24 protein-coding genes are annotated in these 24,139 nt (G+C 69.9%); 12 read left to right on the top strand and 12 right to left on the bottom strand.

Annotation, left to right across the window (positions count from 1 at the left end; genetic code table 11):
* Positions 1–666 carry a LuxR C-terminal-related transcriptional regulator gene (locus AB8M46_RS31415; protein ID WP_394362570.1) on the top strand — a complete coding sequence of 222 codons (666 nt, stop codon included), beginning with the start codon at positions 1–3 and terminating at the stop codon, positions 664–666.
* 145 nt (positions 667–811) lie between these two features.
* Positions 812–2,029, top strand: a complete 1,218-nt coding sequence (locus AB8M46_RS31410) for a glycosyltransferase (RefSeq protein ID WP_394362569.1) — start codon at positions 812–814, stop codon at positions 2,027–2,029.
* Between the two features lie 15 nt (positions 2,030–2,044).
* Here the strand turns inward: AB8M46_RS31410 and AB8M46_RS31405 are convergent, their stop codons facing one another.
* A complete protein-coding gene (locus AB8M46_RS31405) occupies positions 2,045–2,914 on the bottom strand; it encodes an NAD(P)H-binding protein (RefSeq protein ID WP_394362568.1) in 870 nt (289 codons plus the stop codon).
* A 101-nt stretch (positions 2,915–3,015) separates the two neighbouring features.
* On the opposite strand from AB8M46_RS31405, the gene AB8M46_RS31400 reads away from it, so the two are divergent.
* The gene (locus AB8M46_RS31400; RefSeq protein ID WP_394362567.1) at positions 3,016–3,906 is read left to right on the top strand and encodes a LysR family transcriptional regulator; all 891 of its coding nucleotides are present in this window, start codon (positions 3,016–3,018) and stop codon (positions 3,904–3,906) included.
* Here AB8M46_RS31400 and AB8M46_RS31395 read toward each other — a convergent pair.
* Entirely contained in the window at positions 3,894–4,475 is a 582-nt protein-coding gene (locus AB8M46_RS31395; protein WP_037345250.1) for a TetR/AcrR family transcriptional regulator, read from the bottom strand. The genes AB8M46_RS31400 and AB8M46_RS31395 overlap by 13 nt on opposite strands.
* An 81-nt stretch (positions 4,476–4,556) precedes the next feature.
* Between AB8M46_RS31395 and AB8M46_RS31390 the strand changes: the two genes are divergently transcribed.
* Both AB8M46_RS31390 and AB8M46_RS31385 read left to right on the top strand, forming a co-directional pair.
* The gene (locus AB8M46_RS31390) at positions 4,557–6,107 is read left to right on the top strand and encodes an MDR family MFS transporter (RefSeq protein WP_037345248.1); all 1,551 of its coding nucleotides are present in this window, start codon (positions 4,557–4,559) and stop codon (positions 6,105–6,107) included.
* Positions 6,104–6,565, top strand: coding sequence for a universal stress protein (locus AB8M46_RS31385; protein WP_378429319.1), 462 nt, complete (start codon positions 6,104–6,106; stop codon positions 6,563–6,565). Before AB8M46_RS31390 ends, AB8M46_RS31385 begins: the two co-directional genes overlap by 4 nt.
* Here the strand turns inward: AB8M46_RS31385 and AB8M46_RS31380 are convergent.
* The gene (locus AB8M46_RS31380) at positions 6,479–7,447 is read right to left on the bottom strand and encodes a DMT family transporter (RefSeq protein ID WP_394362566.1); all 969 of its coding nucleotides are present in this window, start codon (positions 7,445–7,447) and stop codon (positions 6,479–6,481) included. The two genes, AB8M46_RS31385 and AB8M46_RS31380, sit on opposite strands and share 87 nt — an antisense overlap.
* A gap of 72 nt (positions 7,448–7,519) precedes the next feature.
* Between AB8M46_RS31380 and AB8M46_RS31375 the strand changes: the two genes are divergently transcribed.
* Positions 7,520–8,434 (top strand): LysR family transcriptional regulator, encoded by a 915-nt coding sequence (locus tag AB8M46_RS31375; RefSeq protein WP_350593066.1) that lies wholly within the window; start codon positions 7,520–7,522, stop codon positions 8,432–8,434.
* A 320-nt stretch (positions 8,435–8,754) separates the two neighbouring features.
* On the opposite strand, the gene AB8M46_RS31370 is transcribed toward AB8M46_RS31375, so the two are convergent.
* The gene (locus tag AB8M46_RS31370; RefSeq protein WP_394362565.1) at positions 8,755–9,912 is read right to left on the bottom strand and encodes a serine hydrolase domain-containing protein; all 1,158 of its coding nucleotides are present in this window, start codon (positions 9,910–9,912) and stop codon (positions 8,755–8,757) included.
* Between the two features lie 118 nt (positions 9,913–10,030).
* The gene (locus AB8M46_RS31365; protein ID WP_394362564.1) at positions 10,031–10,666 is read right to left on the bottom strand and encodes a TetR/AcrR family transcriptional regulator; all 636 of its coding nucleotides are present in this window, start codon (positions 10,664–10,666) and stop codon (positions 10,031–10,033) included.
* Between the two features lie 78 nt (positions 10,667–10,744).
* Between AB8M46_RS31365 and AB8M46_RS31360 the strand changes: the two genes are divergently transcribed.
* Together AB8M46_RS31360 and AB8M46_RS31355 are read left to right on the top strand one after the other, a co-directional pair.
* Positions 10,745–11,701 (top strand): zinc-binding dehydrogenase, encoded by a 957-nt coding sequence (locus AB8M46_RS31360; protein WP_394362563.1) that lies wholly within the window; start codon positions 10,745–10,747, stop codon positions 11,699–11,701.
* 83 nt (positions 11,702–11,784) lie between these two features.
* Entirely contained in the window at positions 11,785–12,846 is a 1,062-nt protein-coding gene (locus tag AB8M46_RS31355; RefSeq protein ID WP_394362562.1) for a hypothetical protein, read from the top strand.
* Here the strand turns inward: AB8M46_RS31355 and AB8M46_RS31350 are convergent.
* Positions 12,782–13,183, bottom strand: coding sequence for a TetR/AcrR family transcriptional regulator (locus AB8M46_RS31350; RefSeq protein WP_394362561.1), 402 nt, complete (start codon positions 13,181–13,183; stop codon positions 12,782–12,784). The two genes, AB8M46_RS31355 and AB8M46_RS31350, sit on opposite strands and share 65 nt — an antisense overlap.
* Here AB8M46_RS31350 and AB8M46_RS31345 point away from each other — a divergent pair.
* From AB8M46_RS31345 to AB8M46_RS31335, 3 genes are read left to right on the top strand one after another with little or no spacing between them, the layout of a single operon-like run.
* Positions 13,103–13,939, top strand: coding sequence for an arylamine N-acetyltransferase (locus AB8M46_RS31345; RefSeq protein WP_378424352.1), 837 nt, complete (start codon positions 13,103–13,105; stop codon positions 13,937–13,939). The two genes, AB8M46_RS31350 and AB8M46_RS31345, sit on opposite strands and share 81 nt — an antisense overlap.
* Before the next feature lie 2 nt (positions 13,940–13,941).
* Positions 13,942–15,525 carry a phytoene desaturase family protein gene (locus tag AB8M46_RS31340; RefSeq protein WP_394362559.1) on the top strand — a complete coding sequence of 528 codons (1,584 nt, stop codon included), beginning with the start codon at positions 13,942–13,944 and terminating at the stop codon, positions 15,523–15,525.
* Positions 15,526–15,536: 11 nt separating this feature from the next.
* On the top strand, positions 15,537–16,589 hold the full coding sequence (locus AB8M46_RS31335) for an NAD-dependent epimerase/dehydratase family protein (protein ID WP_394362558.1): 1,053 nt from the start codon (positions 15,537–15,539) through the stop codon (positions 16,587–16,589).
* On the opposite strand, the gene AB8M46_RS31330 is transcribed toward AB8M46_RS31335, so the two are convergent.
* The 6 genes from AB8M46_RS31330 to AB8M46_RS31305 form a co-directional block, all read right to left on the bottom strand.
* Positions 16,586–17,029, bottom strand: a complete 444-nt coding sequence (locus AB8M46_RS31330) for an SRPBCC family protein (RefSeq protein ID WP_394362557.1) — start codon at positions 17,027–17,029, stop codon at positions 16,586–16,588. The two genes, AB8M46_RS31335 and AB8M46_RS31330, sit on opposite strands and share 4 nt — an antisense overlap.
* Positions 17,030–17,205: 176 nt before the next feature.
* Positions 17,206–17,610: a hypothetical protein gene (locus tag AB8M46_RS31325; protein WP_125735039.1), complete on the bottom strand. Its 405-nt coding sequence runs from the start codon at positions 17,608–17,610 to the stop codon at positions 17,206–17,208.
* A 20-nt stretch (positions 17,611–17,630) separates the two neighbouring features.
* Positions 17,631–20,585, bottom strand: a complete 2,955-nt coding sequence (locus AB8M46_RS31320) for a WXG100 family type VII secretion target (RefSeq protein WP_394362556.1) — start codon at positions 20,583–20,585, stop codon at positions 17,631–17,633.
* Positions 20,585–20,896, bottom strand: coding sequence for a hypothetical protein (locus tag AB8M46_RS31315; protein WP_016333370.1), 312 nt, complete (start codon positions 20,894–20,896; stop codon positions 20,585–20,587). The genes AB8M46_RS31320 and AB8M46_RS31315 overlap by 1 nt, the downstream gene beginning before the upstream one ends.
* 5 nt (positions 20,897–20,901) lie before the next feature.
* Positions 20,902–21,165 (bottom strand): acyl carrier protein, encoded by a 264-nt coding sequence (locus tag AB8M46_RS31310; protein WP_037345229.1) that lies wholly within the window; start codon positions 21,163–21,165, stop codon positions 20,902–20,904.
* On the bottom strand, positions 21,158–22,807 hold the full coding sequence (locus AB8M46_RS31305) for a fatty acyl-AMP ligase (RefSeq protein WP_378424342.1): 1,650 nt from the start codon (positions 22,805–22,807) through the stop codon (positions 21,158–21,160). The genes AB8M46_RS31310 and AB8M46_RS31305 overlap by 8 nt, the downstream gene beginning before the upstream one ends.
* Before the next feature lie 196 nt (positions 22,808–23,003).
* Between AB8M46_RS31305 and AB8M46_RS31300 the strand changes: the two genes are divergently transcribed.
* Complete coding sequence (locus AB8M46_RS31300; protein ID WP_394362555.1) at positions 23,004–24,128, top strand: S1 family peptidase; 1,125 nt, start codon at positions 23,004–23,006, stop codon at positions 24,126–24,128.
* The last annotated feature ends 11 nt before the right edge of the window (positions 24,129–24,139 follow it).

Here is a 24,139-nt window from a genome sequence, read left to right as displayed (position 1 = left end):
ATGATTCACGGGGAGAAGATCAGCAGGAGGACCGACCGCGTCAGAGTCGCCGTGCACGCCCCGGATCTGCTGGCCGGACTGGGCACGACGAGCATCCTCGGCGCGGACGAGCGGCTGGACGTGCTGTCCGACGCCGACCTCGCGTCCGCCGAAGTCGTCGTGACCGTCGGCGACTCGATCGGCGACGGGGTTTTCGCCTTCCTGCGCCAGGTTCGCGCCGCGTCGTCGCTCCCGGCACCACCGAGATGCGTGATCGTCACCGACCATTTCCCGGTCCAGGTCCTGATGACGGCCATCGAATGCGGCATGGCCGCGCTGCTGCCACGACGCGACCTCGACGGCGAGCACCTCGTGCGGACGATCCTCGCGGTCAGCCAGGGCGCGGGCGCGCTGCCGCCACGCCTGCAGGGCAGCCTGCTCTCCCAGCTCGAACGGATCCAGGAGGACCTGCTGGTCCCCAACGGGCTCGCGTTGTCCGGACTGTCCGACCGGGAACGCGAGGTGCTCCGCCTGCTCGCCGACGGCCATGGCACGGAGGAGATCGCGGCCAAACTCGCCTATTCGGAGAGCACGGTGAAGAACGTCCTCCACCGCGTGATGTCGCGGTACGGCCTGCACAACCGCACGCACGCCGTCGCCTTCGCGCTGCGCACGGGCTCGATCTGAAGAAGGCGTCCAGAGTGGACGAACAAGGCGAACATTTCCCCGCCCCCTTCAACTTATAGCGGACATGGGGGCTTGCGGCAAGGCCCCGGTCATCCCCCAGAATTGCCCGCCGAAGGCCGATGGCTGTGGAAATGGGAGTCGCGAAGTGCGTTTTTTGCTGACGACGTGGGGGTCACGCGGGGATGTCGAACCCTTGGTGGCGCTCGCGGTCGAAGTACGGAAACTCGGTGCGGAGGCGCTGGTGTGCGCGCCGCCGGACGAGGAATTCGTGAAATTGCTGGAGCAGGCCGGTGTGCCTTCGGTGCCGCTCGGCCCGACGGTGCATTCGGTGGTCGCCGGGCCGAAACCGCCGACGGGGGAAGACGCGTTGAAGCTCGCCCCGGCGCTGGTGGCCGCTCGATTCGAAACACTTTCCGCCGCGGCGGAAGAAGGGTGCGACGCGATCCTCGCGACCGGCCTGCTGCCCGCCGGCGCGCGGGACGTCGCGGAGAAACTCGGGATTCCTTACGTGTACGCGTGTTTCCACACCTTTGGGCTGCCTTCACGGCATTTCGCCCCGGGAGTGCGGCCGGGCACGCCGTCGCCGGAGGGCGAGACCGACAACCGGGTGCTGTGGCGGCAGGATGCCGAACGCGTCAACGCCTTGTACGGCGGGGCGCTCAACAGCCACCGGGCGGCGATCGGGCTGCCGCCGGTGGACAACGTCCGCGATCACGTCTTCACCGGCTCGCCGTGGCTGGCGGCGGACCCGGTTCTGTGCCCGTCGGAGGGGATGACGGATCTCGATCTCGTCCCGACGGGAGCGTGGATCCGGCCCGACGACCGCCCGCTCCCGCCCGATCTGGAGGAATTCCTGCAGGCCGGTGAGCCGCCGGTGTACGTGGGCTTCGGCAGCATGGCCGCGTACGCGCCGAAGGACATCGCCCGGGTCGCCATCGAGTCCGCCCGCGGGCTGGGACGGCGGATCCTGCTCGCCCGCGGCTGGGCGGGTCTGGCTTCGATCGACGACGCCGACGACTGTTTCGTCGTCGGCGAGGTCAATCAGCAGGCGCTGTTCCGCCGGGTGGCCGCCGTCGTGCACCACGGTGGCGCGGGCACCACGACGACGGCCTCCCGGGCGGGCGCGCCCCAGGTGGTCGTCCCCCGGATCGCGGACCAGCCGTTCTGGGCCGGGCGAGTGGCGGAACTGGGAATCGGTGTGGCACACCAGGATCCGCTGCCGACCGTCGAATCCCTGACCGCCGCGCTCACCACGGCCCTCTCCCCCGCGACCGGCGCGCGGGCGAAGGCCGTGGCGGACACGATCCGGACCGACGGGGCGGCGGTGGCCGCGAAAATGCTCGTGAGTGTTAAGGACGGTTAGAACCGTCATTACCACTCACGAGGTCTTAAGCACCTCCTCGCACCACTGACGGAAGGTGGTCGGCGTGGTGGCCTCCGGGGTCCGCGGTTCGGCGTTGTCGATCCCCGCCTCCTTCGCGGCCATCATGTCGACCATTCCCTGTGCCATCGCCTCGGACCAGCCGTGTTCGAGCTGCGTCGCGCGGAAGGCGTCCATGGGCACCCGCTGATAGCGGACCGGTCGCCCGAGGACGTCGGACATGATCTCCGCGAGATCGTTCTGGGACAGGTCTTCCGGGCCCAGGACCGGAACGTCCGCGACACCCCGCCACGACCGGTCGAGCAGCCATCCGGCCGCCACGTCGGCGATGTCGCGGGTGGCGCAGGTCGGTGCTTTGAGGTCGCCGGGAAGCGGGCCGAAGAACACACCGTCCTCGCCGATCGATCCGGCCTGCCACAGGATGTTGTCCATGAACGTGGGCATCGTCAGCGCGCGGTAGGCCACGCCCGTGCCCGCGATCAGGTCGTCCATGGCGTGCGAGGCCGACAGGTATCCGGTGTTCTCCGCGAAGCCGCGGCCGAGCGCCGAGATGCCGACCACCCGTGAGATGCCGTGCTTCTCGATGGCCGCGCAAGCCGGCCGGGTGAAGTCCAGATAGGCGGCTTCGAGGCTTTCGGCACGGCGATCCGCGGCGACCAGCCAGAAAACGGTGTCGGCGCCCGCGAAGGCTTCGTCGACGACAGCGGCGTCGCTGTGCGAACCCTTGACGACCTCGACGCGCTCGCGGACGTGGTCGGGCAGACGGGCGGGATCACGGGCGATCACGCGGAGCGGTTCGCCACTTTCGAGAAGGGTGCCGAGCACCCGGCTGCCGATCTGTCCGGTCGGCGCGGTGACGACGATCATGAAGACTCCGAGGTGATAGGGGATTTTCGACGTCACCCAGTCAAGCCACGACGGCCGTCGAGCTGAAGGATCACCTCGGTCACCATTGATACCCTGGGGATATGAGTGACCTGGAGACGCGGCAGCTCAAGTACTTCGTCGCGGTCGCGGAGGAGCTGCATTTCGGCCGGGCCGCCGAGCGGCTTTCGATGGCGCAGCCGCCGCTGTCCAGGGCGATCCGGGACCTCGAACGACGGCTGGCCGTCCGGCTGCTCGAACGCACCACCCGCCAGGTCACGCTGACGAGCGCGGGCGAGGTCTTCCTGCGGGACGCGAGGACCGCACTCGAAGCGGTCGCCGCGGCGGAGCGGCGGGCACGGCAGGCGGGCCGCCCCGATCCCCGGCTGCGCCTGGCGTTGAAGGCCGACCACGACGCCGGCTTGCTGCCGAAGATCATCGAGGCCTACGAAGCCGAAGAAGGCGCCCTGCCGATCGAGCTGGTCCTCGGCGGCCGGGGCGAACAACCGTCGCAACTGCGTGACGGGCGGGCGGACGTGGCGCTCGTGCCGTCCCCGTTCGACGCGCGCCGCCTGGACTTCGAGCCGCTGCTGACCGAACCCCGCCTCGTGGCGCTGGCGGCGAACGATCCGCTGGCGGCCCGGTCGCGGCTGACCCTGGCGGATCTCGAAGGCCGGCTCCTCCCCGACGGCGCGCCCGCCGGTCAGGGTCCTTCGGCCGGTCCGCCCGCCACCGCGGCACCCCACGGTCCCGTCTCGGATCTCACGCAGATCTTCAAACTGGTCGAGCTCGGCGCCATCGTGTGCTTCCTGCCGGTCTCGGTGGCGGATCGCTACCGGCGGGCGGGCATCACGTACCTGCCCGTGGACGATCTGGAGCCCACGACGCTCGCCGTGATGTGGCCACAGGACTCCCGCTCACCGGCCGTCGCCGCCTTCGTCCGCGCGGCCACCACGGTGGTGACGACCGCGTACGCCCTCGGTCAGCGCAGCTGAACGCGGCCCAGCAACCGGTCGACGACCTCGGGCAGCGGCTGTTCCTCGGGACCTTCCAGCCACAGCACGTTCCCCGTCCGCAATGTGGCGAGGAAGGTCGCCGCGGTGAGCCTGGCCAGCTCCTGGTCGAGGCCGTGGCCCCTGGCCAGCAACACCGCGATCAGGTCGCGTTCGAGGGCGAACTGATCGCCCGCCTGCCGCGCGAGCAGTGACGGATGCCGCCGCAGCAGCCGCAGCTGCGCCACCCATTCGCGGTCGGGCACCGGATGCGCGCGGTACAGCTCCCGGCACGCCGCACGCAGCGCCTGCCAGGGTTTTTCGCCGGGCGGCCTGCCCTCGACCAGCGACACCAGCAGCCCGGTGCGTTCGCGGTCGGCGTGCAGGATCGCGTCCTCTTTGTTCGCGAAGTAGTTCGAGAAGGTCCGCCGGGACACGCCCACCGCGTCGGCGATGTCCTCGACGGTCACGCCGTCGAGACCGTGCTCCATCGCCAGCCGGAGCGCGGCCTCGTGCAGTGATTGCCGCGTCGCCGCCTTCTTGCGGGTGCGGAGCGTGTCGAGGGTGTCCACCAGGACAGCGTAGCGACGGGAATAAAGTTCCCACTGTGCAAGTTTGCACAATGAGCAACAACCGCCGCTCGAAAGGACGCCATGAAGACCGAGGCACCGTCAGGGGCGATGGGACACCGGCAGGTGCTCGAATCGCTGTCCGGCCTGCTGCTCGCGCTGCTCGTGGCGATGATCAGCTCGACGGTCGTGTCGACCGCCCTGCCGCTGATCATCGGCTCGCTGAACGGCACGCAGACGCAGTACACGTGGGTGGTCACGGCCACCCTGCTGGCGGCGACGGCCACCACACCCATCTGGGGCAAACTCGCCGACCTGTTCAACAAGAAGACGCTGGTGCAGATCGCGATCGTGATCTTCGTGATCGGCTCGACGATCAGCGGATTCAGCCAGAACACCGGACAGCTGATCGCCGCCCGCGCGTTCCAGGGCATCGGCGTCGGCGGCCTGCAGGCATTGGTCCAGGTCGTGATCGCGGCGATCATCCCGCCGCGTGAACGCGGCCGCTACAACGGTTACCTCGGCGCGGTCATGGCGGTCGCCACGGTCGGCGGGCCGCTGCTCGGCGGCCTGATCGTGGACGTGCCGTGGCTCGGCTGGCGCTGGTGCTTCTTCGTCGGCGTGCCGATCGCGGTGGCGGCGTTCATCGTGCTGCAGCGGACCCTGAAGCTGGAGACCGTGCGCCGGGAGGACGTCCAGGTCGACTACCTCGGCGCCGGGCTCATCGCGGCGGGCGTGAGTGTGCTGCTGATCTGGGTCTCGTTCGTGGGCAACGGCTTCGACTGGCTGTCCTGGCAAACGGCCGTCATGGTGGCGGGCGGCGTCGTGCTCCTCGTCCTCGCCGTGCTGGTGGAACGCAAGGTCCGCGAACCCGTCGTCCCGCTGCACATCATCACCCAGCGCACCCCGGCACTGGCGATCGTCGCGAGCCTCGCGGTCGGGATGGCGATGTTCGGCGGCGCGGTGTTCCTCGGCCAGTATTTCCAGATCGGCCGCGGCTACTCCCCCACCGAAGCCGGTCTGCTGACCATTCCGCTGATGGGCGGCGTGCTCGTCTCCTCGACCGTGTCCGGTCGCCTGATCAGCCGCACCGGACGGATGAAGCCGTACATCGTGGCGGGCACGATCACCCTGGTGATCGGTTTCCTCGGGCTGGGCACCGTCGACCACGCCTCGCCGCTGTGGCTGGTGGGCATCGCGATGGCGGTGGTCGGCATCGGGGTCGGCATGACGATGCAGAACCTCGTCCTCGCCGTGCAGAACACCGTGCCGCTGAGGGATCTGGGCGCGGCCAGCGCGTCGGTCACGTTCTTCCGGTCGCTCGGCGGCACCATCGGCGTCTCGGTGCTGGGCGCGGTCCTCGCGAACCGGGTCACCGCCGACCTGTCCACCGCGCTGCACGTGCCGGCGGGGAGTGCGTCGACGGGCGGCGTCAGCGCGCTGAACCTCAAGGCGCTGCCGCCGGAGGTCCAGACGATCGTGCACACCGTGTACGGCGACGCGACCGCGCACATCTTCCTGATCTCCGCGGCGGTGGGCGTGGTGGGGGTGATCGCGGCACTGCTGCTCAAGCCGCTCACCCTGCGCACCACGCTCGATGTGGAGACGGAGCCGGAAGTCCCGGTCGCGCGATGAACGGCGCCTTCGAGTCCACTGTGGAGCGTTTCGGCCCACCCCGGCACCACACGGGGCGGGCCATCCTGGCCGGGGTCGACGGCTCCGACACGGCGATGCGGGCGGCCGCCTTCGCCTTCGGCATGGCCCGGCGCGAAGGCGGCAGGCTGATCGTCGCCTTCGTCTGCCGTCCGGCGCTCGGCCCCGCGGTCGCGGCGACGGTGGAACTCGACACGGCGACGCGGCTCCACGAAGAGATCCGCGAGCAGATCCGCACGGCGGCCGAAGAGCTAGAAGTGCCGGTCAGCTTCCTGAGGACCTTCGGCGATCCGTACACCGCGCTGCGCGACACCGCCGACCGCTGCCTGGTCGACACCGTCGTGGTCGGTGCCTCACAGCAGGCCGGTCACCGGTTCGCGGGGTCGGTCGCGACCAAACTCATCCGGACCGGGCACTGGCCGGTCCTGGTCGTTCCCTGACGACCGGCCACCGAGGAACGACACGGCCCCCACCGCCGCGACGACGAGCGCACAGCCCACCAGCTGCAATGGTGTCGGCCACTGGCCGAGCAGCGCGGCCCCGAACAGGATCGCGGAGGCGGGTTGCAGCATCAGCACGGCGGACCCGCCGCTCGCGGGCAGGGCGGACAGCGCGCGCGCGATCAGGAGCCAGCCGAGCACCTGCCCGGTCACGGCCAGCACGAACAGCCACAGCAACGCCGAAACGGGCGGCGTGACGTCGAGATTCCCGGCGAACAGCCCCGAAAGACCGCCCACGCTCGCCGACGCCGCGGTCGCGGTGGCGAGCATCGTCGTGCGGCCGCCGCCGTCGGTTCCGGCGCGCCGCAACAGGATCAGGTATCCGGCGTAGGCCACACCCGCCAGCACCGCCATGACGGTGCCGTACCAGGGGTCGCTGCCCGCGGCCCCGCCGTCCGCCAGTCCCCCGGCCAGCGCCGTCCCCGCCAGCATCACCGGGATGGACAACCAGAACGCCCGCGGCGGCCGTTCGCCGAACCACAGCAACCCGGCCACCGGGACGAGGACCACCTGGACGTTCACCAGCGCCGTGGCGACGCCCGCGCCGACGGAGAGGATCGCCTCGCTCCAGAGCACCATGTCGATCCCCAGCAGGACACCGGCCAGCACATGCCGGCGTCGCGCGGCCGGGGTCGGTCGCTCTCCTCGCTCACGAGAGCGCGCCAGGATCACCAGGATCGGCAACGCGAACAGGCAGCGGAAGAACGTCGCGGTCGTCGAGCTGACGCCGGACAGCGCGACGAGCGGGGCGGACAGGGCGATCGCGAGGGCTCCGAGCACTCCTTGCACCCGTGGATCGATGAGGATTCGGTGGTGCCGCATGTCTTCGATTCGATCGCACGACGACCGCGAGGACCAGCGAGATCCTCTTACCCCGAGGGTTAAGCTCGGCTAATGAGTGGCGATCTGTCCAATGTGGAACGGCTGCGGATGCTGCACGCGGTGTGGCGGCGGGGATCGCTCGCCGCGGCGGCCGAGCTGCTGCACGTGACGCCGTCGGCGATCTCCCAGCAGCTGACCAAACTGGAACGGGAGGCGGGCACCGGGCTGCTCGTGCGGCACGGGCGTGGCGTGCGGCTCACTCCGGCGGGGCTGCTGCTGGCGCAGCGCTCGGACCGGGTGCTCGCCGAACTCCGCGCCGCCCGCGCCGACCTGGACTCCCTGACCGGGGAGACCACCGGCGTCGTCGAGATCGGCGCGATTCCCTCGGGCGTGCACACGTTCATCACGCCCGCGCTCACCGGCCTCGCCGTCCGTCATCCCGGTATCGAGGCGCGGCTGCACGAGGTCGAACCCGAAGTGGCCCTTCCCGCGCTGGCCGACGGCGTCTTCGACGTCGTGGTCGTCGAAAGCTGGGAGAACCTGCCGCTCACCCGGCCGCCCGCCACCCGCTGGACCGAACTGCGCGACGACTCGGCGATGATCGTGCTCCCGGCCGGACATCCGCTGGCCGGGGCGGATTCGGTGCGCGCCGAGGAGCTCGCGGAGGAGATCTGGGTCGCGTGGGCGCGCCCGACCCTGGCGAACGCCTGGATCCGCCAGACCCTGCGCGAACGCGGGATCGAGCCGATCGTGCGGCATACGGTCAGTGGTTTCGGCACGCAGTTCGCCGTCGTCGCCGGGCTGGGCGCGGTCACGCTGGTGCCGGGTATGGCCACCACGATCGCGCCGCCGACGGTGGTGTGCGCCCCGCTCGAACCGGCCCTGCACCGGCAGCTGTACGCCGTGCAGCCGCAAGGGGAAACGCGGCCGGCCGTCGCGGAATGCGTCGAGGCGCTGGTGGAGGCCGCGAGATCTTGGGGCTCGTGAGTGGTGGGGCGACCGGGGTTGCGAAAGCCACTTTCGCAACCTTCAACGTTGCGAAAGTGGCTTTCGCAACGTCGGCTGTGACCGGGCCCGTGCCGCCCTGGCGATCATGTCGCGAAAGCCACTTTCGCGACGTCTGATGTCCCGAAAGTGGCTTTCGCGACGCATCACCAGAACCTTCACGGACCAAGACACCCCTTCGTTGTCGAGGGGTAAGTCAAGGTGGCATGGTCGCGGGCGGGGGCGGCGTTGGGGTGAAGGCTCCCTTCGCCGCATTAGACGCGACGAAGGGAGCCTTCACCCCGGACACCGACCCGGGCGGATCAGGCGCGGCCGCAGAGGGCGTGGTCGATCACCGGCTCGATCGGATGCACCTCCGGCAGTGGCGCACCGGGGAGGTACGGCGTGAGGGTGTTCAGCGAGACCATCACGCTGCGCTTGCCGTCCTCGGTCACGCCGTTCCCCGTCAGATAGCCGGGCAGCGCGCCGCCGTGGCCCCAGTAAGCGCCGCAGGAGCTGGTCGTCTTCTGGAGGCCGAGACCGTACTCGCCGAGCCCCGGCGCGGGCACGGTCTTCTTCATTTCGGCCAGCTGCGCGGGTTTGAGCACCTTGCCGCCCAGCAGCGCCCGCAGGAACTTGTTGCCGTCCTCGGTGGTGCTGTTGATCGAGCCGTCCGCTCCCCCGCCCATCGACGGGTTCATCAGCGTCACGTCCACCCGCCGTCCGAGCAGCGGCGGGTTCGAACCCTCGACGACGAACCGGTCGTAGCCGCGCGCGTGCGGCGCGGGGATGAACGGAGACGTATGGGGCAGGGTGGTCTCGCGCAGGTCCAGCGGGCGGACGATCCGGTCGATGATCGCCCGCCGCCAGTCCTGGCCGGTCACCTTCTCGGTCACGAGCCCGGCGAGTACGTAGTTGGTGTTGGAGTAACCCCAGCTCGTCCCCGGCGCGAACTCCGGCGGCTTGCCGACCGCCAGTTTCACCGCCTCCGTCGCGCTGAGCTCGTCGAACCGGTGACGCAGGAAGCCCTTCTCGGTGAAGAGGTCGAGTTCCGCCATGTAGTCGTGCAGGCCGCTGGTGTGCTGCAGCAACTGCCGGATGGTGATGGTCTTGCCGTCGTTGCCGTTCCCGCTCACCACCCCCGGCAGCCACCGGTCCACGGTGTCCTCCAGGGAAAGCCGTCCCTCACCGACGAGCTGGAGCATCGTCGCGGACAGGAAGGTCTTGCTGAAACTGGCGATCCGGAAGTGGCCGTTCCACGGCATCGGGGTCCTGGTCCGCAGATCTCCGTGACCGCTGCGCACCTTGACGCTTCCCTCGTCCGTGCTCACCTCCATGAGCACGCCGGGTGAACCGTTCGCCACGAGCGTGTCGGCGTCGCGCTGCAGTGTCCGGTGCAGGGGTGGCGCCGCGGACGCGACGGCCGGGGAAACGAGCGTTGCCGCGCAGAGTACGGCGATGACCACTGAAGTTCGTTTCATACCGGCAAAACTACGAAGCCGCGGGCATATCGGGCATCGGCTTGGAGGACGATGTCGCCTCCCTCCCTGGTACTAATGGAGCACAGGGATCTTCTCAGGGTCGCCCGCCGGAGATGATTCAGCGCGTCAGGCCCGGCAACACGAGGGCGAGCCGCGCCACCGGTGGCAGCGGCGACGGCTCCGGCACGGCCCGGAAGGCCTGGATCACGAGCGCGGCGAACCGCCGGGACGCCGCGATCTGCGCGGCCGCCGAAGCGGCCTGGATCCCGTTGTTGGCCATGAGCATGAGGATCAGGTCGTCGAGGACGAAGTCGGGCCGCAGTCTTCCGGCGTCCTTGGCCCGACCGGCCAGCTCGGCGATCGCCTTGAGCGCGTGGTCGCGGGCCGCGGTGAAGTCCACCGCCTTGGGGAAGGCCGAGACGAAGGCGGCCGTGAAACCCCGGTCCCGCGAGTGCAGCTCGCAGATCTTCTCGATCACGGAACAGAAACCACGCCACGGATCCGGATCGGCCAGCCCGTCGTCCACGACGATCTGACAGGCGCGCATCTGGTCGGCGAAGGCCTCCGTCGCCAGGATCTCCTTGGTCGGGAAATGGCGGTACAGCGTGGCGGGGCCGACTTCGGCGCGGCGCGCGACCTCCCTCAGCGGCACGTTCAGGCCCTCGGTGGCGAACAGCGCGCGAGCGGCTTCGAGGATGCGTTCGCGGTTGTCCAGGGCGTCGGAGCGCGGGATCCGAGGCAAACGATCGGTCACCACTCTCACTTTAGCCAAAACGGACGGGGGCGTCCGTTAACGTCCGCCGCGGCAGTGATCGACGAGCAGGAGACGAAAATGCGCGCAGTCGAGATCCGGACGTTCGGCGCCCCCGAGGGCCTCGCCGTGATCGACCTCCCCTCCCCCGTCCCCGCCGAGGGGGAAGTGCTGATCGGCGTGGAAGCGATCGGCGTCGGCGGCGTCGACACCGTGATCCGGAGCGGTGCCCTCGCCGGTTTCGGTTTCCGGGAAGGACACATCCCCGGCAACGAGGTCGCGGGCACCGTCACGGCGGTCGGCGACGGCGTCGATCCGAGCTGGGCCGGGCGGCGCGTCTGGGCGTTCACCGGTGAAAGCGGCGGTTACGTCGAACAAGTCGCCATCCCGGCCGACAAGGTCGTGCCCCTGCCCGACAACCTGCCCGCCGCCGACGCGGTGGCGCTCGGCACCTCCGGCATGGTGGCCCGTTTCGCGCTCGCCCACGCCCATTTCGCGGCGGGCGAATCGGTGCTGGTGCGCGGAGCGGCAGGCAGCATCGGGATCATGGCCGTGCAGCTCGCGGCTCGCGGTGGCGCGAGCGCCGTGGCGGTGACGACGTCCTCGGCCGAACGCGGCGACCGCCTGCGCGAACTGGGCGCGACCCACGTCCTCGACCGCTCCGGCGCGGGCGACGGCCCGGCGGGTTACGACGTGATCATCGACATCGTGTCCGGTGTGGACATGCCGTCCTTCTTCGACAGGCTGAATCCGAACGGCCGCCTGGTCGCCGTCGGCGTGGTCGCGGGAATGCCTCCGTCGGACTTCGGCGCGAAACTGATGGCGTCGTTCCGGAAGTCCTTGTCGTTCGCCGCCTTCAGCGCGGACTCGATCCCCGAGCCGGCTCGGCTCGCGGCGAGCGCGGACCAGTTCGCCGCGGCGGCGCGCGGTGAACTGCGTTCCGTGGTGCACGAGCTGCTTCCGCTGGAGAAAGCCGTTCTGGCGCACCGGAAGATGGACGACGGCGAGGTGTTCGGCAGGATCGTGCTGACTCCGTAGCCAGGTCCATTGTGGAGCGCCCTTGTCACCCGGTCAGTGCAAGTTTCCCCATGGCGTGCGCTCTCGCACTAGGCTGCCCACTCGTGCCCGATCCGATGCCCGAGGGACCCGGCTTCACGGCGGTCGATCTGCGGCCGCTCTCCGAAGGCGAGGGCACCGGCGCGTACTGCGTGAACGACGCGGGGACGATCGTGGGCGAGTCGGGTTCGTGGCCGGTGTGGTGGGACGGCGACGGTGCCCCCACGCCTTTTCCGATCCTCGACGGCTGTTCCGGTGGCCGCGCCATCAGCGTAAACGCCGCGGGACTCGTGGTGGGCTCGCTCTACGTCGGCGAGCACCTCCGGCCGGTGTACTGGGGGCCCGACGGCCGGGTGTTCGCGCTCGAACTCCCCGACGGCGCGGTCTCCGGCACCGCGTGCCGGGTGAACGCACGCGGATCGGTGTTGGGCAACGTGATGTGGCCGGGTTACCGCTGGCGGGCGCTTCGCTGGGAGCCCGGCGGCGAGGCCGTCGAACTCGACGCCCTTCCCGGCGACGGCGAGACACAAGGCCACGACCTGAACGGACTGGACGAGGTCGTCGGTTCGGCCAAGAACGGCACGGGCACCCGGACCGCGGTGCGCTGGACGTCCGAGGGGAAGATCAGCAAACTGCCTCCGCCACGTCGCGCGACGGCATGCGGGATCACCGACTCCGGCGCCATCCTCGGCGACGGTGTCGTATGGAACCGCGACGGCGGCACGGTCCTGCTGACTGGTGACCCGGAGTTCTCCGCGGGGCAGCTCGTCCGGATCACCGGGCGCGGTGTCGCGATCGGTTGGGGCGTGACCGCGGACCGGCGCGGCACCTGCGCGCGCTGGGATCCCGACGGACGCCCCACCATGCTCCGGCCCTTGCCGTCGGACGACGCCACCACGTGTTTCGACATCGACGACGCCGGGACGGTCGTCGGGGAATCCGCCGGCCAGGGCACGGTGCGGCCGGTCTGCTGGGACGCGGACGCGACACCGCTCCCGCTTCCGTCGCCTGCCGGGCTCACGGCGATCGTGGCCCAGCACATCAACGCGAGCGGGACCGTCATCATCGGTTACGGCTTCGCCGCGGACAGCTCCACCTATCGCGGGATCGCCTGGTTCCGTTCGTGATCACGACGGCTCGATCGCCCGCCGCAGAAACCGGCCGGCGTCTCGCACGCCTCACGCGCCATGAGCAAGTCCAGCCCGGGTCCAGGATGCGCGACCCGTCTTCGGCGAGGACCAGGTCCTCCTTCGTGGCGAAGTGATTGAAGAACGTCGCGGGGGACACCTCGGCGGTGGTCGTCCCGTCGTAGCCCTGCCGCTCGAAGAGGCGATACGCGGTTACGATCAACGTCTTCCGGGTGCGCTGCTTGGAGGAGAAAACATGACCCTCGACGCCTTCCTCGACCGGCTGGAGTACCGCGAGCCCGTCCGGCCCGATCTGATCACCTTGCGGAACCTGCACCGCGCTTGGCGGCTGCGAGTCCCCTACGAGAATCTCGACGTCCAGCTCGGCAGGCCGATCCTGCTCACCCCGGACGCGTTGACCGACAAGTTCGCGCGCCGCGGCCGTGGCGGCCTCTGCTACGAAATGAACGGAGCGCTCGGTCTCTTGCTGAAGGCTGCCGGCTTCGCGGTGACCATCGTGGAGGCCGCCATCCTGCGTTCGACGCGCGGCGAAGGTCAATGGGGCAACCACATCGCCCTGCTGGTCGACGTCGACGGCGAGTCCTGGCTCGCCGACACCGGGATCGGGGACGCGTTCCTCGAACCGCTCCCCCTGCGGGAAGGTATGCACCAGCAAGGAGAACTGACGTTCCGGATGGAACGTCTCGACAGCGGGACCTGGCGGACGCACCACCATTCCGGCGGTGCGATCGACTCCTGGGACTTCCGCACCGCACCCCGCGAGATCGCCGAGTTCGCCGAACGCGCGCGGACCAAATCACCGGATTCCGTATTCGCCAAGGTGCTCGTGGCGCAACATCATCGCGACGGCCGCGAGCTCGCCCTTCGCGCGCGCACGGTCAAACGCGGCGACGGAAACCGCCACACCCTGTCCTCTCTGGACGAATTCGCCGGGACACTGCGGGAATTCCGGGTCCCGCTGGACGACATCGGCGCCGACGAGCTGGCCACCCTGTGGGCCAAGACCGAGGAACAACACGAAACCTGGCTGGCCCTTCAGGGATTGAATCCGCGCGTCCGGGGTATGCCCTGATCATGGAAGTCGACGCCGTCGTGGTCGGGTCGGGGCCGAACGGCCTGGTCGCGGCCAACCTACTGGCCGACGCGGGCTGGGAGACGCTGGTCATCGAGGCGACGCCGAAACCCGGCGGCGCGGTCCGGACCGAAGAACTCACCGCGCCGGGTTTCCGGAACGACGTGTACAGCGCCTTCTACCCGCTCGGAGCGGCGTCACCGGTGCTCGCCGGGCTGGGCCTGGAGGAGCACGGCCTGCGCTGGCGGCATGCCCCGGCGGTCCTGGCGCATGTGCTGCCAGACGACCGGTACGTCCTGCAGTCCCGTGACCTCGAACGCACCGCGCGTTCCGTCGCCGAGTTCGACGAACGGGACGCGGACAACCTCCGGGCCGAGCACGCGAGCTGGCGGCGTCTGCGCGAGCCCCTGCTGGACGCGATCGTGCGCCCCTTTCCGCCGGTTCGGTCGGGAGCGCGGCTGTTCAAGACGCTCGGCACCGCGGAGTCGCTCCGGCTGGCGAGGATGCTGACGCTGACCGCTCGCGGGCTCGGCAAGGAGAAATTCGACGGTGCGGGCGCCCGGCTGCTGCTCGCGGGCAACGCGATGCACACCGATCTCGGCCCGGACCAGGCCGGGAGCGGTGTCTTCGGCTGGCTGCTGACCATGCTCGGCCAGGACGTCGGGTTCCCGGTCCCGGAGGGCGGGGCCGGACGGCTGACCGACGCGCTGGTGAACCGCCTGACCGCCAAGGGCGGCGAGATCGTCTGCGGTACGCCGGTCACCGAAGTGACGCTCTCGGGCGGCCGGGCGGTGGGTGTCCGTGACGCGGACGGACGGCGGGTTCGTGCCCGCCGGGCCGTGCTCGCCGACGTCCCCGCTCCGGTGCTGTACCGGGATCTCGTCGGTGCCGGCCATCTGCCCGCGCGGCTGGTGTCCGATCTGGACCGGTTCGTCTGGGACGACGCCACGATCAAGGTGGACTGGGCGCTGTCCTCACCCATCCCGTGGAGCGCCGCCGAAGTCGGGCAGGCGGGGACAGTCCACATCGGAGCGGATCTCGACGGGCTCGCCGGCATCGCCAACGATCTCGCCTGCGGGCGGGTGCCCCACGACCCCTTCCTGCTGCTCGGGCAGATGACCACCGCCGACCCGACCCGCTCCCCGGCCGGAACCGAATCGGCCTGGGCCTACACCCATGTGCCGAGGGGCGAATCCTGGCCGGATTCCCGGTTGCGGCGCCATGCCGACCGGATGGAAGAGGTCATCGAGAGGCACGCGCCCGGCTTCCGCGACCTGATCGCCGGCCGCGCGATCGCCGGGCCAGCCCAGCTGCAGAAGGGAAACCACAGCCTCGTGGAAGGCTCGATCAACGCCGGGACCGCGGCGATCCAGCAACAGCTCTTCTTCCGGCCCGTCCCCGGTCTCGGCCGGGCCGACACCCCGATCGACCGGCTCTTCCTGGCCTCCGCGTCGGCGCATCCCGGCGGGGCGGTGCACGGCGCGCCCGGATCGAACGCCGCCAGGGCCGCCCTCGCCAGGGACGGCTGGGCCGGTTCCGTCTACCGGGCGACGGTGCGTGCCGCGCACCGCGCCGTCTACCGATGAGGACACCGCGGATGAAGATCGTCGTCACCGGCGCCAGCGGGAACATCGGGACCGCCTTGCTCCGGGCTCTGGAAGGCCACGAAGTGGTCGGGGTGGCACGCCACCGGCCCGACACGACCGCCGCGCCCTATTCGTCGGCCCGCTGGGTCCAGCAGGACGTCGGCGCGAACGACGCTTGGGAGGAACTGACCGAGGTCTTCGACGGCGCGGACGCGGTGGTGCATCTCGCCTGGGCGATCCACCCGCGCGCGGACGATCCGGCGATGCGCCGCACCAACGTCGCGGGCAGCGCGAACGTCCTGCGCGCGGCCGCCGACGCGGGCGTGGAGCACATCGTGTGCGCGTCCTCGGTCGCCGCCTATACCCCGGCCGCCCGCTGGCGCGAGGTCGACGAGGAGTGGCCCTGTGGCGGGCTCGCCGAAAGTGCCTACAGCGCGGGAAAAGCGGCTTTCGAGACGCAGCTGGACGATTTCTGCCGTCGTTACCCGGACATCGGGGTGGCACGGATCCGCCCGTGCGGCGTCGTGCAGCCGGACGCGGCGGCCGAGTTCTCCGGCTGGCTGCTCAGCCCGCTGGCGCCGCCGTTGCCGCTCGGCGGCGACTGGCTCCCGGTGCCCTTGTGGCCGGGGCTGCGGATGCAGGTGGTGCACTCCGACGATGTGGCGCTAGCGATCCGGGCGATCCTCGACCGCCGCGCGACCGGGGCGTTCAACCTCGCCGGTGAGCCGGTGCTGAAAAGCCGCGACCTGGCCAAGCTGGCAGGCGGGCTCAGGATTCCGGTACCGCTGAAGCTGCTGACCACGCTGGCCTGGCCGAGCTGGCGGCTGGGGCTGCAACCCCTGCACCCGTCCTGGTTGCGCCTGGCCGACCGGGCGTCCCTTGTGGACACTCGACGCGCGCGGGAGGAACTCGGCTGGCGGCCGCGGCACGACCCGGCGGCCACGATCACCGAACTCCTCGCCGCCATCCGCGCCGGGCGCCGCGGCGACAGCCGCCCCCTCGACCCGCCGCGGAACTCCGTCCGGTTCGGCCGACCGAGCCATCAGGACCAGTCCGCCGGCTAAACCGCGGCACGCCCCTTCGCCAGATCCGCGAGACGCCGTAAGGATTCCCGGTTCCGAGGCACCAGGAAGAGCGCCTGCGCCGCCTCCGGCAACACCCGGCCCGGCCCGCGGGTCGCCTGCTCGGACATCAGGATCTCCGTGGTCCCCGGCTCGGTTTCCCGCAGTTCCAACCGGACCCGGGCGGTGCCGAACGGCCAGGCCCGCGCCTCGAGTTCGAGCAGCCGAGGCGGGTCGACGACGTGGACCTTGGTGACGTCGTCGAGCAGGACAGGCCAGGACCCGACGCAGTGATGGATCCGCGTTCCCCGAGCGGGCCAGCCCTTGTCCACGTCGCGGATATGAGAGGCGCCCACCACCCAGGCCGCGTAGGTCCACCCGTCGGCGAGCACCTCGAACACGCGCTCGGGAGAAGTGTCTACCGTCATCTTCACGTCGACCATGAACCATCCCGCCCTGTACCGGTCAGCCCTGCCTCACCCAGGGCGAATACCCTGCGGCGGCAAGGGCAAACCCGTACGCGTTCAGCCCACTCTGTCCAGCACCGCTCGCGTGTACTCGACGACGCTCGGTGTCCCGATCGTGCTGGTGGTCGGCCTCGTCGTCTGACGGCGCGAGGTCAGTCGCGCCAACGGTTGTTGAGGAAGGCGTCGTCCTCGTCGTCGGCGGGTGCCGGGCGGGCACGAGGAGCACGCCGGGGCGTGTCCCGTCCGGTGGGGACGGGAGGCGGCGGCTCCGATCCGAACGGAGCCGCCATGTCCACGGAGTCGTCTTCGAACGCCGACGTGTTCCCCGGCTGCGCGTGCGACCGGTCGGTGCTCCAACCGGATTTCGTCTTGCGCTGCCCCAATTCCCGCCGGTGCTCGACGTACCGCTGGGCGGTCTGGACCTGTTTGGTCATGAACTCCTGCGAGCTGGCCTTGATCTCGTCGGCCCGCTGATCCCGCAGTGCCCGGCGCTCCGACTGCTCGCGGACGAGACCGTCCAGGGTCGCCCTCATGGCGGCGGTGTCCTCGGCGCTCATCTGTTCTCCCCTGCCCCGGCTCACCGCTTGCGGGTGACCGACTGATCCTCATCGTCCAGCAACGACCCGGTGATCCGGCCGGTGGGTTCGTTGATCTGGTCGAACACCTCGCCCTCGATCCGGTACGCGCGGTTGGTCCGTTCCTGGTCTCCGCCGCCCTGGCCACCCGCTCCGCCGGCACCCATGCCACCCATCGGGGGCATCGCGCCGCCACCGAACGACTGGCCCGCCGTGCCGCTCATCGGAGCAGACGGGGCACCCGCGGCCACATGCTGCGGGTGCTGTGCCCCGCCACCGGTGTGTACGCCCTCGGTCAGCGGCTGACCGGCCGCGGGGCTGGCGGACTCGAAGGGCATGGACGGCACTGACGGCGCCGAAGCACCACCTCCGCCGAAACCACCACCGCCGCCACCGGAACCGCCGACGTCGCCGCCGCGGATCCCATCGGGGACTGTCCCGCCGCCACCCTCACGCGGGGTGAACGCCGGCTTGGAGTCGGGCTGCACCGTCCCGGTGACGGGAGACGCCGGATGCGATGCCTTGTCCGTGGCGGGTTTGTCCTCGCCGAGGGTGTACGTGGTCGGCTTGCCGGTGCCGTCGTCGACGGTGACGACCGTCGGCCCGGACGGACCGTCGGGACGCTCGGCGGTGATCTTCACATCGCCGTCCTGGATGTGGATCTTGCCGTCCGGCCCCGGACGGTGGACGCCGTCCTTGTCCGGCTTCCCGTCGTCCGAGCCGGGAGCGGAGCCCAGCTTGGAGTCGTCGCCGTCGCCGGTCCAGTCGAGCTTGAAGTCCTTGGCGGGCCCGGAACCGTCCCCGATCTTGATCTCCATCTCGCCGTCTTTGTCCGGCTCGGTCATCTCGAAGGTCTTGTCGCCTTGCTTGACCTTGAGAGTCTCGCGTTCGCCGTCCTCGGCCTTGTCGCCGTCCTCACCGGGTTTGTCACCGGCCAGCTTGTCGCCGCCTTCACCGGGAAGCTCCTCGCCGAGCTTGTCCAGGGCTTCCGAAGCCTTCTTCTTCGCCTCGTCCGCGGACTTCTCGGCATCCTTCGAGTCGCCGTCCTTGGAATCGCCGTCGCCCATGCCGCCAGGGGCGTCACCCAGCTTGTTCAGCGCTTCGGAGGCCTGCTTCTTCGCGTCTTCAGTGGCCTTCTCGGCCGCTGCCTTGGCGTCGGCCGCGGCGTCCGTGTTGCCACTGCCGCCAGGACCACCGCCGGTACCTCCGCCGCCCGGACCGGAGCCGGAACCGCCGAGGTCGCCACCGGTCGGGCCGTCACCGAGTTTGCCCAGCGCCTCGGAAGCCTGCTTCTTCGCGTTTTCGGCGGCCGCCGCTGCCTGCTTCTTCGCCTCTTCGGCGGCGGCCTTCTGCTCGTCGCCGTTCGACGGCGGCGGTGCCGAGCCCGATGGCGACGTCTGATCCTTCTTCTCGTCCGGTCCACCACCGGTGCCGCCACCCGGTCCACCGCCAGGCGATCCTCCGCCTTCGGGGATGTTCACGTCCGGGATCGGCGGGGGCTTCTGCGCCGCCGGGCCGGTGCCACCGCCGGGGCCGGAACCACCCGATCCGGGGCCACCGCCGGGACCGCCGCCGGTGCCACCCTCAGGGCCGCCGCCAGGTCCACCGCCGGTGCCGCCGGTGAAGTCCGGGCCCTGGCCCGAACCGCCGGTGCCGCCGGTTCCCGAACCGCCGGGACCGCCGCCCGGCCCGCCACCGGTGCCACCCTGGCCACCGGTGAAGTCCGGGCCCTGGCCACCGGGTCCGCCGCCCGTGCCACCGGGTCCGCCCGCGCCGCCGGCGCCGCCCTTGTCACCCGCGCCTTCGAACTCGTTCTTGACCTTGCCCATCACCTTGTCGAGTTCGTCGTAGGCCTGGTCGACGAACTCCTTGGTGTCCTTGCAGGTCTTGGCGAAACCCTCGTAGATGATGGTCCACATCTCGGGGATGAACTGCCGCTGGATCCACTGCTTGGCGAGATTCTGGCCCGCCTTCTTGAACTCGTCGTCGTCGCAGCAGCCGTCGTTGTTCAACTGCTGGACCAGGTTGGAGCCGAAGTTGACGTCCATCCAGCCCGCGATCGCGCCGAGGTCCTCCTTGCCGCTCTTCTCACCGGCGGCGATGGCGACGACCTTCTGCGCCATCGGGAAGTCCGCTTTGCCGACGATCTCCTTGTAGAGATCGATGACCGTGTCGGCCTTTCCCTTGCACAGCTTGAACACCGCCGCGCTGGTGTGCAGCGTCGCTTCGCTCGCGTTGTCCAGCGTCTGGGCGAGCTTCTTGGCCTTGGGGAGGATCTTCTCGTTGTAGTTGTCCGAGGAGGCGTCCGCCGCATCGCCGGTCCACGTCCCGTAGAGGGTGTTCAGCTGGGAACCGGTGTCGTCGATGGTCTTCTGGACGGTCTTCGAGCCGGTCTTGAAATGGGCGGCGTCGTCGACGAAGTTCTTGAAGTCGATGCCGCGCTGCTCGTCGAACGGCTTCTTGATGTCCTTCTCGAAGTCGAGCGCGCGGGTGGTGCCCCGGCAGTCTTCCGGGAGCTTTCCCAGCAGGGAGCCGAAGGTTTCGAAGACCTTGAGGGCGGGGGCGGCGGCGTCGAAGATCTCGTCCGACGTCTTGGTCCCCGCACCCTCAGCGGTGGGTTCCTTGGTGGCGTCGAGTTTCTTGTTGCCCTCGTCGACGGCCTTCGACTCCGCCTTCCGGTTGAAGCTGGCCTGATCGCCCGCGCCCTTCGCGCTGTTGTAGACCTTGTCGAGGTCGTCGTCGTAGGGCAGGAACGGAAGGGCGTTGTAGGACGCCGCGTACTTCTCGGCCTCCTTGCGCTTCTGCTTGATCTCCTCCGGCTCCTGGTCCGCCGTCCACGGCGGGGGCGCCGGATGCGTCCGCATCCACGAGCCGATGAGCTTGGTCTTCTGCTCGGCGGGAACGGCCGGGTCGTCGAGGACGGCCTTGACGTCGGTCCAGGTGGTTTCGGTGGCCACTAGCGCATCCCCGTCTTGGTGATCTTGTTCTTCTGTTCGTCCTCGTTGGTGCCGTACGCGGTGCCCGCGGTGCCGAGGTTCGTGCCGAACGAGCCGAGTGTGGTGCTGTACCCCTGGACCGACGCCCACAACGCCGCCACCCCGTCGGTGTACTTCTTCGCGTGGTCGCCGTGCGCCTGGCCGAAACCGGCCGCGTTCACCGGAGTGCTCGACAGATCCGGGTTGTCTTCGAGCAACTGCTCCGTCAGCTTTCCGATGTTCTTCGACGCCGATGAAAGCGCATCGGTCGCCGCGGTGAAGCCCCCGCTCATTCTTTTCAGCGCCTTTCGTCGGATCCGTCGGCTTTACCGCCGAGTGCCTCTTCGAGCACTTCGGCCACCGACCCGATGTCGGTGAACCGGTCGAGCTGGTCCAGATCGATCCTCACGTCGTGGTAGATCTCCAGCGCCGACAGGAGTTTTATCCGTCCCTTGGAGTCGATACCCAGCTCTTCGAGCGGCGCGTCGGACTCGATTTCGGCGGGATCAAGCCGAAAAGTCTCACTGACGACCTTCACGACCTCCGCGCGGTGATCACCCACGGGGCCGACTATAACGCGCCCTCGCCGCGGCTCGCGCGACCTTGCCACTGGAAGTGCGCGGAAGGTCACCGGAGGGAACCAGACGGACAGATCGCAGCGTCAGATCATGTTCCCGTGAAACGGCGCGCAATACCACTCTCGTCACTTCTTTGACATCCGCGTCGGCGTTCTTTGCCCATTCGGCTACCAACATCGCCCCTTCGCCCCTTTCGTCCGAGACAGCGAATGCGGCGACGCGGTCTCGGCGGATCGCCGGATGCGCCTCCCCCGCGACGGCTTCGATGTCCTGCGGGTGGAAGTTGCGGCCGTCGATGACGATGAGATCCTTGAGCCTGCCGGTGATGTAGAGCTCCCCGCGGTGGAACACGCCGAGGTCACCGGTGCGCAGCCAACCGCCGACGCCGTCGAGTTCGCCTCCGAACGCGGCGGCGTCACCACGGCCCCAGTATCCCGACGCGACGTTCGGTCCGTGGATCCAGATCTCCCCCACGAGGCCGTCGGGTCGCGCCACGCCGTCGCCGACGATCCGGACCCGCTGACCGAGCGGGCGCCCGACCGAGACGAGTTCCTGGCCGTCCGGAATCTCGATCGCTTGGCCCTGTGCCAGGGCTTCTCTGTCGAACTTCGCGCTCCGCGGCCCTTCGGCGCCCGCGCTCGCGACGTACACAGTGGCCTCGGCCAGACCGTAAGAAGGACGGTGCGCTTCGGCGCGGAATCCGCGCGGACCGAAGGCCTCCAGGAACCGCGCGACCGTCCGCGGCTGAACCGGTTCGGCGCCGTTGAGCGCGACCCGGACGCCGGAGAGATCGAGGTCTTCCCCTGCTTCTTCGGCGGCTTCGACGGCCAGGTCGAACGCGAAGTTCGGCGCGGCGGTGAACACGGCCGGGTGATCGGCGAGCTGCCGCAGCCAGCGCACGGGGCGATGCACGAATTCGGCTGGCGACATGAACACCGATCGCGCTCCCGCGTGGACCGGCAGGCACAACAGCTGGATCAGGCCCATGTCGTGGAAGAACGGGATCCATCCGGCACAGGTCGTGCCCTCGTCGACGGCGTACGCCCGGCTCGCCTGCCAGCAGGCGGCGGCCACCGCCCGGTGCGGGATCACGGCACCGGCGGGCTCGCGGGTCGATCCGGAGGTGTACTGCAGATATGCGGGACTTTCCGGCGCGACGGGGACCGGATCGATCCCCGGTCCGGAGAGTTCGTCCACCACGATCAGGTGATCCGGCTCGCCGGCTTCGCGCACTTTCGCGACGGCTGCCGAAGACGTCAGCCAAACCCTTGCGCCGCAGTCCGCCAGCACCCCGGTGAGCCTGCCTCGCTGGGAAGCGCTGCCCGGCGCCATCAACGGCACGGCCACCAGACCGGCGGCGAGGGCGCCGAAGAAGGCCAAGGGGTAATTCAGGTCCTGGCCGGTGAGCACGGCGACGCGATCACCCGGCCGTGTGACCAGGCGCAGCGCGCCCGCGACCACTCGTACCCGGGAGACGAACTCCGTCCAGGTGACCGTGCTGTCCACACCGGCACTGTGGTCCTGGTGCGTGAACAACGGCCGCGGGTCGGCCTCACGAGCGAACAGCCGCTCGACGATCGAGGTGCGCAGCACCTGTTCCGGCACATCCTCCGGCGACGCGGTCATGTCCCGCAACGTACTGGAACCGCCGCGAGAGCGCGCGGAGGGCCTATCGGCCGACCGTCCTAAGTAGACGTTCAACGGCGGCGTTCGCTCTTGGGAATTCCGGACAGAAGACCGGACATTCCTCGCTCTTTCGCCGGTCACGGCCCCACACTCGGCGGGCAGTGTGTTTCTTTCCCCCGGCCTTGGAGGAGTAACCATGCGTCGAAGAATCGCCCTGGCACTCGGCGGCGCCGCTGTCCTGACCGCGAGTCTCACTTCCGCGGCCCTCGCCCCGGTCGCGCAGGCTTCCCCCGGATTGCTCGCCGCGATGCAGCGTGATCTGGGGCTCACCGCCACCCAGGCATCGACCCGGCTCACCCAGGAAATGACCGCCTCGCGGGTGCTGCCCGCCGCCCAGCGGGCCGCCGGCGCGGCGTTCGGCGGCGCCTGGTTCGATCCGGCGCGTGGCGCACTCGTCGTCGGGGTGACCGATCCCGCGGCGGCGGCCGCGGTCCGGGAGGCGGGCGCCGAACCCACCGCGGTCGCGATCAGCGCGGCCCGGCTCGACGCAGCCAAGGCCGAAATCGACATGTCGGCCAAGACCCGGCCGGCCCCCGCCGCCGTCAGCGGCTGGCGCGCCGACCCGCGCAGCGGCAGCGTCGTCGTCGCGCTGCGGCCGGGCGCGCAAGGCGCCGACGTCGACGATTTCCTGGCCAGGGCGAGGAAATCGGGCCCGGTCACGGTGGTCACCGCACCCAAGGCCGAACCGTTCGCGGCCGGTACCGTCGGCGGCGACCCGTACTACATCAACGGGAACACCCGCTGTTCGATCGGGTTCAGCGTCCACGGCGGATTCGTCAGCGCCGGTCACTGCGGCGGCACCGGCAGCCCGGTCGTCGGCTGGGACGGCTCGGCGATGGGCAACTTCGCCGGTTCTTCCTTTCCCGGCAACGATTACGCGTTCATCCGGATCGGCAACGGCTGGTGGACCGCGCCGGTCGTCCTCGGCTGGGGCACCGTGAGCGACGCGCTCGTCCGCGGCTCGTGGGTCGCGCCTGTCGGCACTTCGGTGTGCCGGTCCGGTTCGACGACGCACTGGCACTGCGGCACCGTGCTGGGGCACAACGAGACGGTCAACTACTCGCAGGGCGCCGTTTATCAGATGACCCGCACGAACGTGTGCGCCGAACCCGGCGACTCCGGCGGTTCCTTCATCACCGGCGACCAGGCGCAGGGCGTCACCTCCGGCGGCTGGGGCAACTGCGGTTCCGGGGGTGAGACCTGGTTCCAGCCGGTGAACGAGATCCTGCAGAACTACGGTCTTTCGCTCGTCACCGCCTGACGCAGGCCGTG

It is taken from the genome of Amycolatopsis sp. SB7-3, assembly GCF_041021335.1.
Classification (GTDB): domain Bacteria; phylum Actinomycetota; class Actinomycetes; order Mycobacteriales; family Pseudonocardiaceae; genus Amycolatopsis; species Amycolatopsis japonica.
Note: the sequence above shows the minus strand (reverse complement) of the source record. Positions and strands in the feature narration are given on the sequence as shown.

Excerpts from the sequence above, each read along its gene's own strand:
- AB8M46_RS31415 (WP_394362570.1), top strand. The coding sequence starts at position 1 with ATGATTCACGGGGAGAAGATCAGCAGGAGGACCGACCGCGTCAGAGTC.
- AB8M46_RS31405 (WP_394362568.1), bottom strand. The coding sequence starts at position 2,914 with ATGATCGTCGTCACCGCGCCGACCGGACAGATCGGCAGCCGGGTGCTC.
- AB8M46_RS31400 (WP_394362567.1), top strand. The coding sequence starts at position 3,016 with ATGAGTGACCTGGAGACGCGGCAGCTCAAGTACTTCGTCGCGGTCGCG.
- AB8M46_RS31390 (WP_037345248.1), top strand. The coding sequence starts at position 4,557 with ATGAAGACCGAGGCACCGTCAGGGGCGATGGGACACCGGCAGGTGCTC.
- AB8M46_RS31385 (WP_378429319.1), top strand. The coding sequence starts at position 6,104 with ATGAACGGCGCCTTCGAGTCCACTGTGGAGCGTTTCGGCCCACCCCGG.
- AB8M46_RS31380 (WP_394362566.1), bottom strand. The coding sequence starts at position 7,447 with ATGCGGCACCACCGAATCCTCATCGATCCACGGGTGCAAGGAGTGCTC.
- AB8M46_RS31375 (WP_350593066.1), top strand. The coding sequence starts at position 7,520 with ATGAGTGGCGATCTGTCCAATGTGGAACGGCTGCGGATGCTGCACGCG.
- AB8M46_RS31370 (WP_394362565.1), bottom strand. The coding sequence starts at position 9,912 with ATGAAACGAACTTCAGTGGTCATCGCCGTACTCTGCGCGGCAACGCTC.
- AB8M46_RS31360 (WP_394362563.1), top strand. The coding sequence starts at position 10,745 with ATGCGCGCAGTCGAGATCCGGACGTTCGGCGCCCCCGAGGGCCTCGCC.
- AB8M46_RS31345 (WP_378424352.1), top strand. The coding sequence starts at position 13,103 with ATGACCCTCGACGCCTTCCTCGACCGGCTGGAGTACCGCGAGCCCGTC.
- AB8M46_RS31340 (WP_394362559.1), top strand. The coding sequence starts at position 13,942 with ATGGAAGTCGACGCCGTCGTGGTCGGGTCGGGGCCGAACGGCCTGGTC.
- AB8M46_RS31335 (WP_394362558.1), top strand. The coding sequence starts at position 15,537 with ATGAAGATCGTCGTCACCGGCGCCAGCGGGAACATCGGGACCGCCTTG.
- AB8M46_RS31330 (WP_394362557.1), bottom strand. The coding sequence starts at position 17,029 with ATGGTCGACGTGAAGATGACGGTAGACACTTCTCCCGAGCGCGTGTTC.
- AB8M46_RS31325 (WP_125735039.1), bottom strand. The coding sequence starts at position 17,610 with ATGAGCGCCGAGGACACCGCCGCCATGAGGGCGACCCTGGACGGTCTC.
- AB8M46_RS31315 (WP_016333370.1), bottom strand. The coding sequence starts at position 20,896 with ATGAGCGGGGGCTTCACCGCGGCGACCGATGCGCTTTCATCGGCGTCG.
- AB8M46_RS31305 (WP_378424342.1), bottom strand. The coding sequence starts at position 22,807 with ATGACCGCGTCGCCGGAGGATGTGCCGGAACAGGTGCTGCGCACCTCG.
- AB8M46_RS31300 (WP_394362555.1), top strand. The coding sequence starts at position 23,004 with ATGCGTCGAAGAATCGCCCTGGCACTCGGCGGCGCCGCTGTCCTGACC.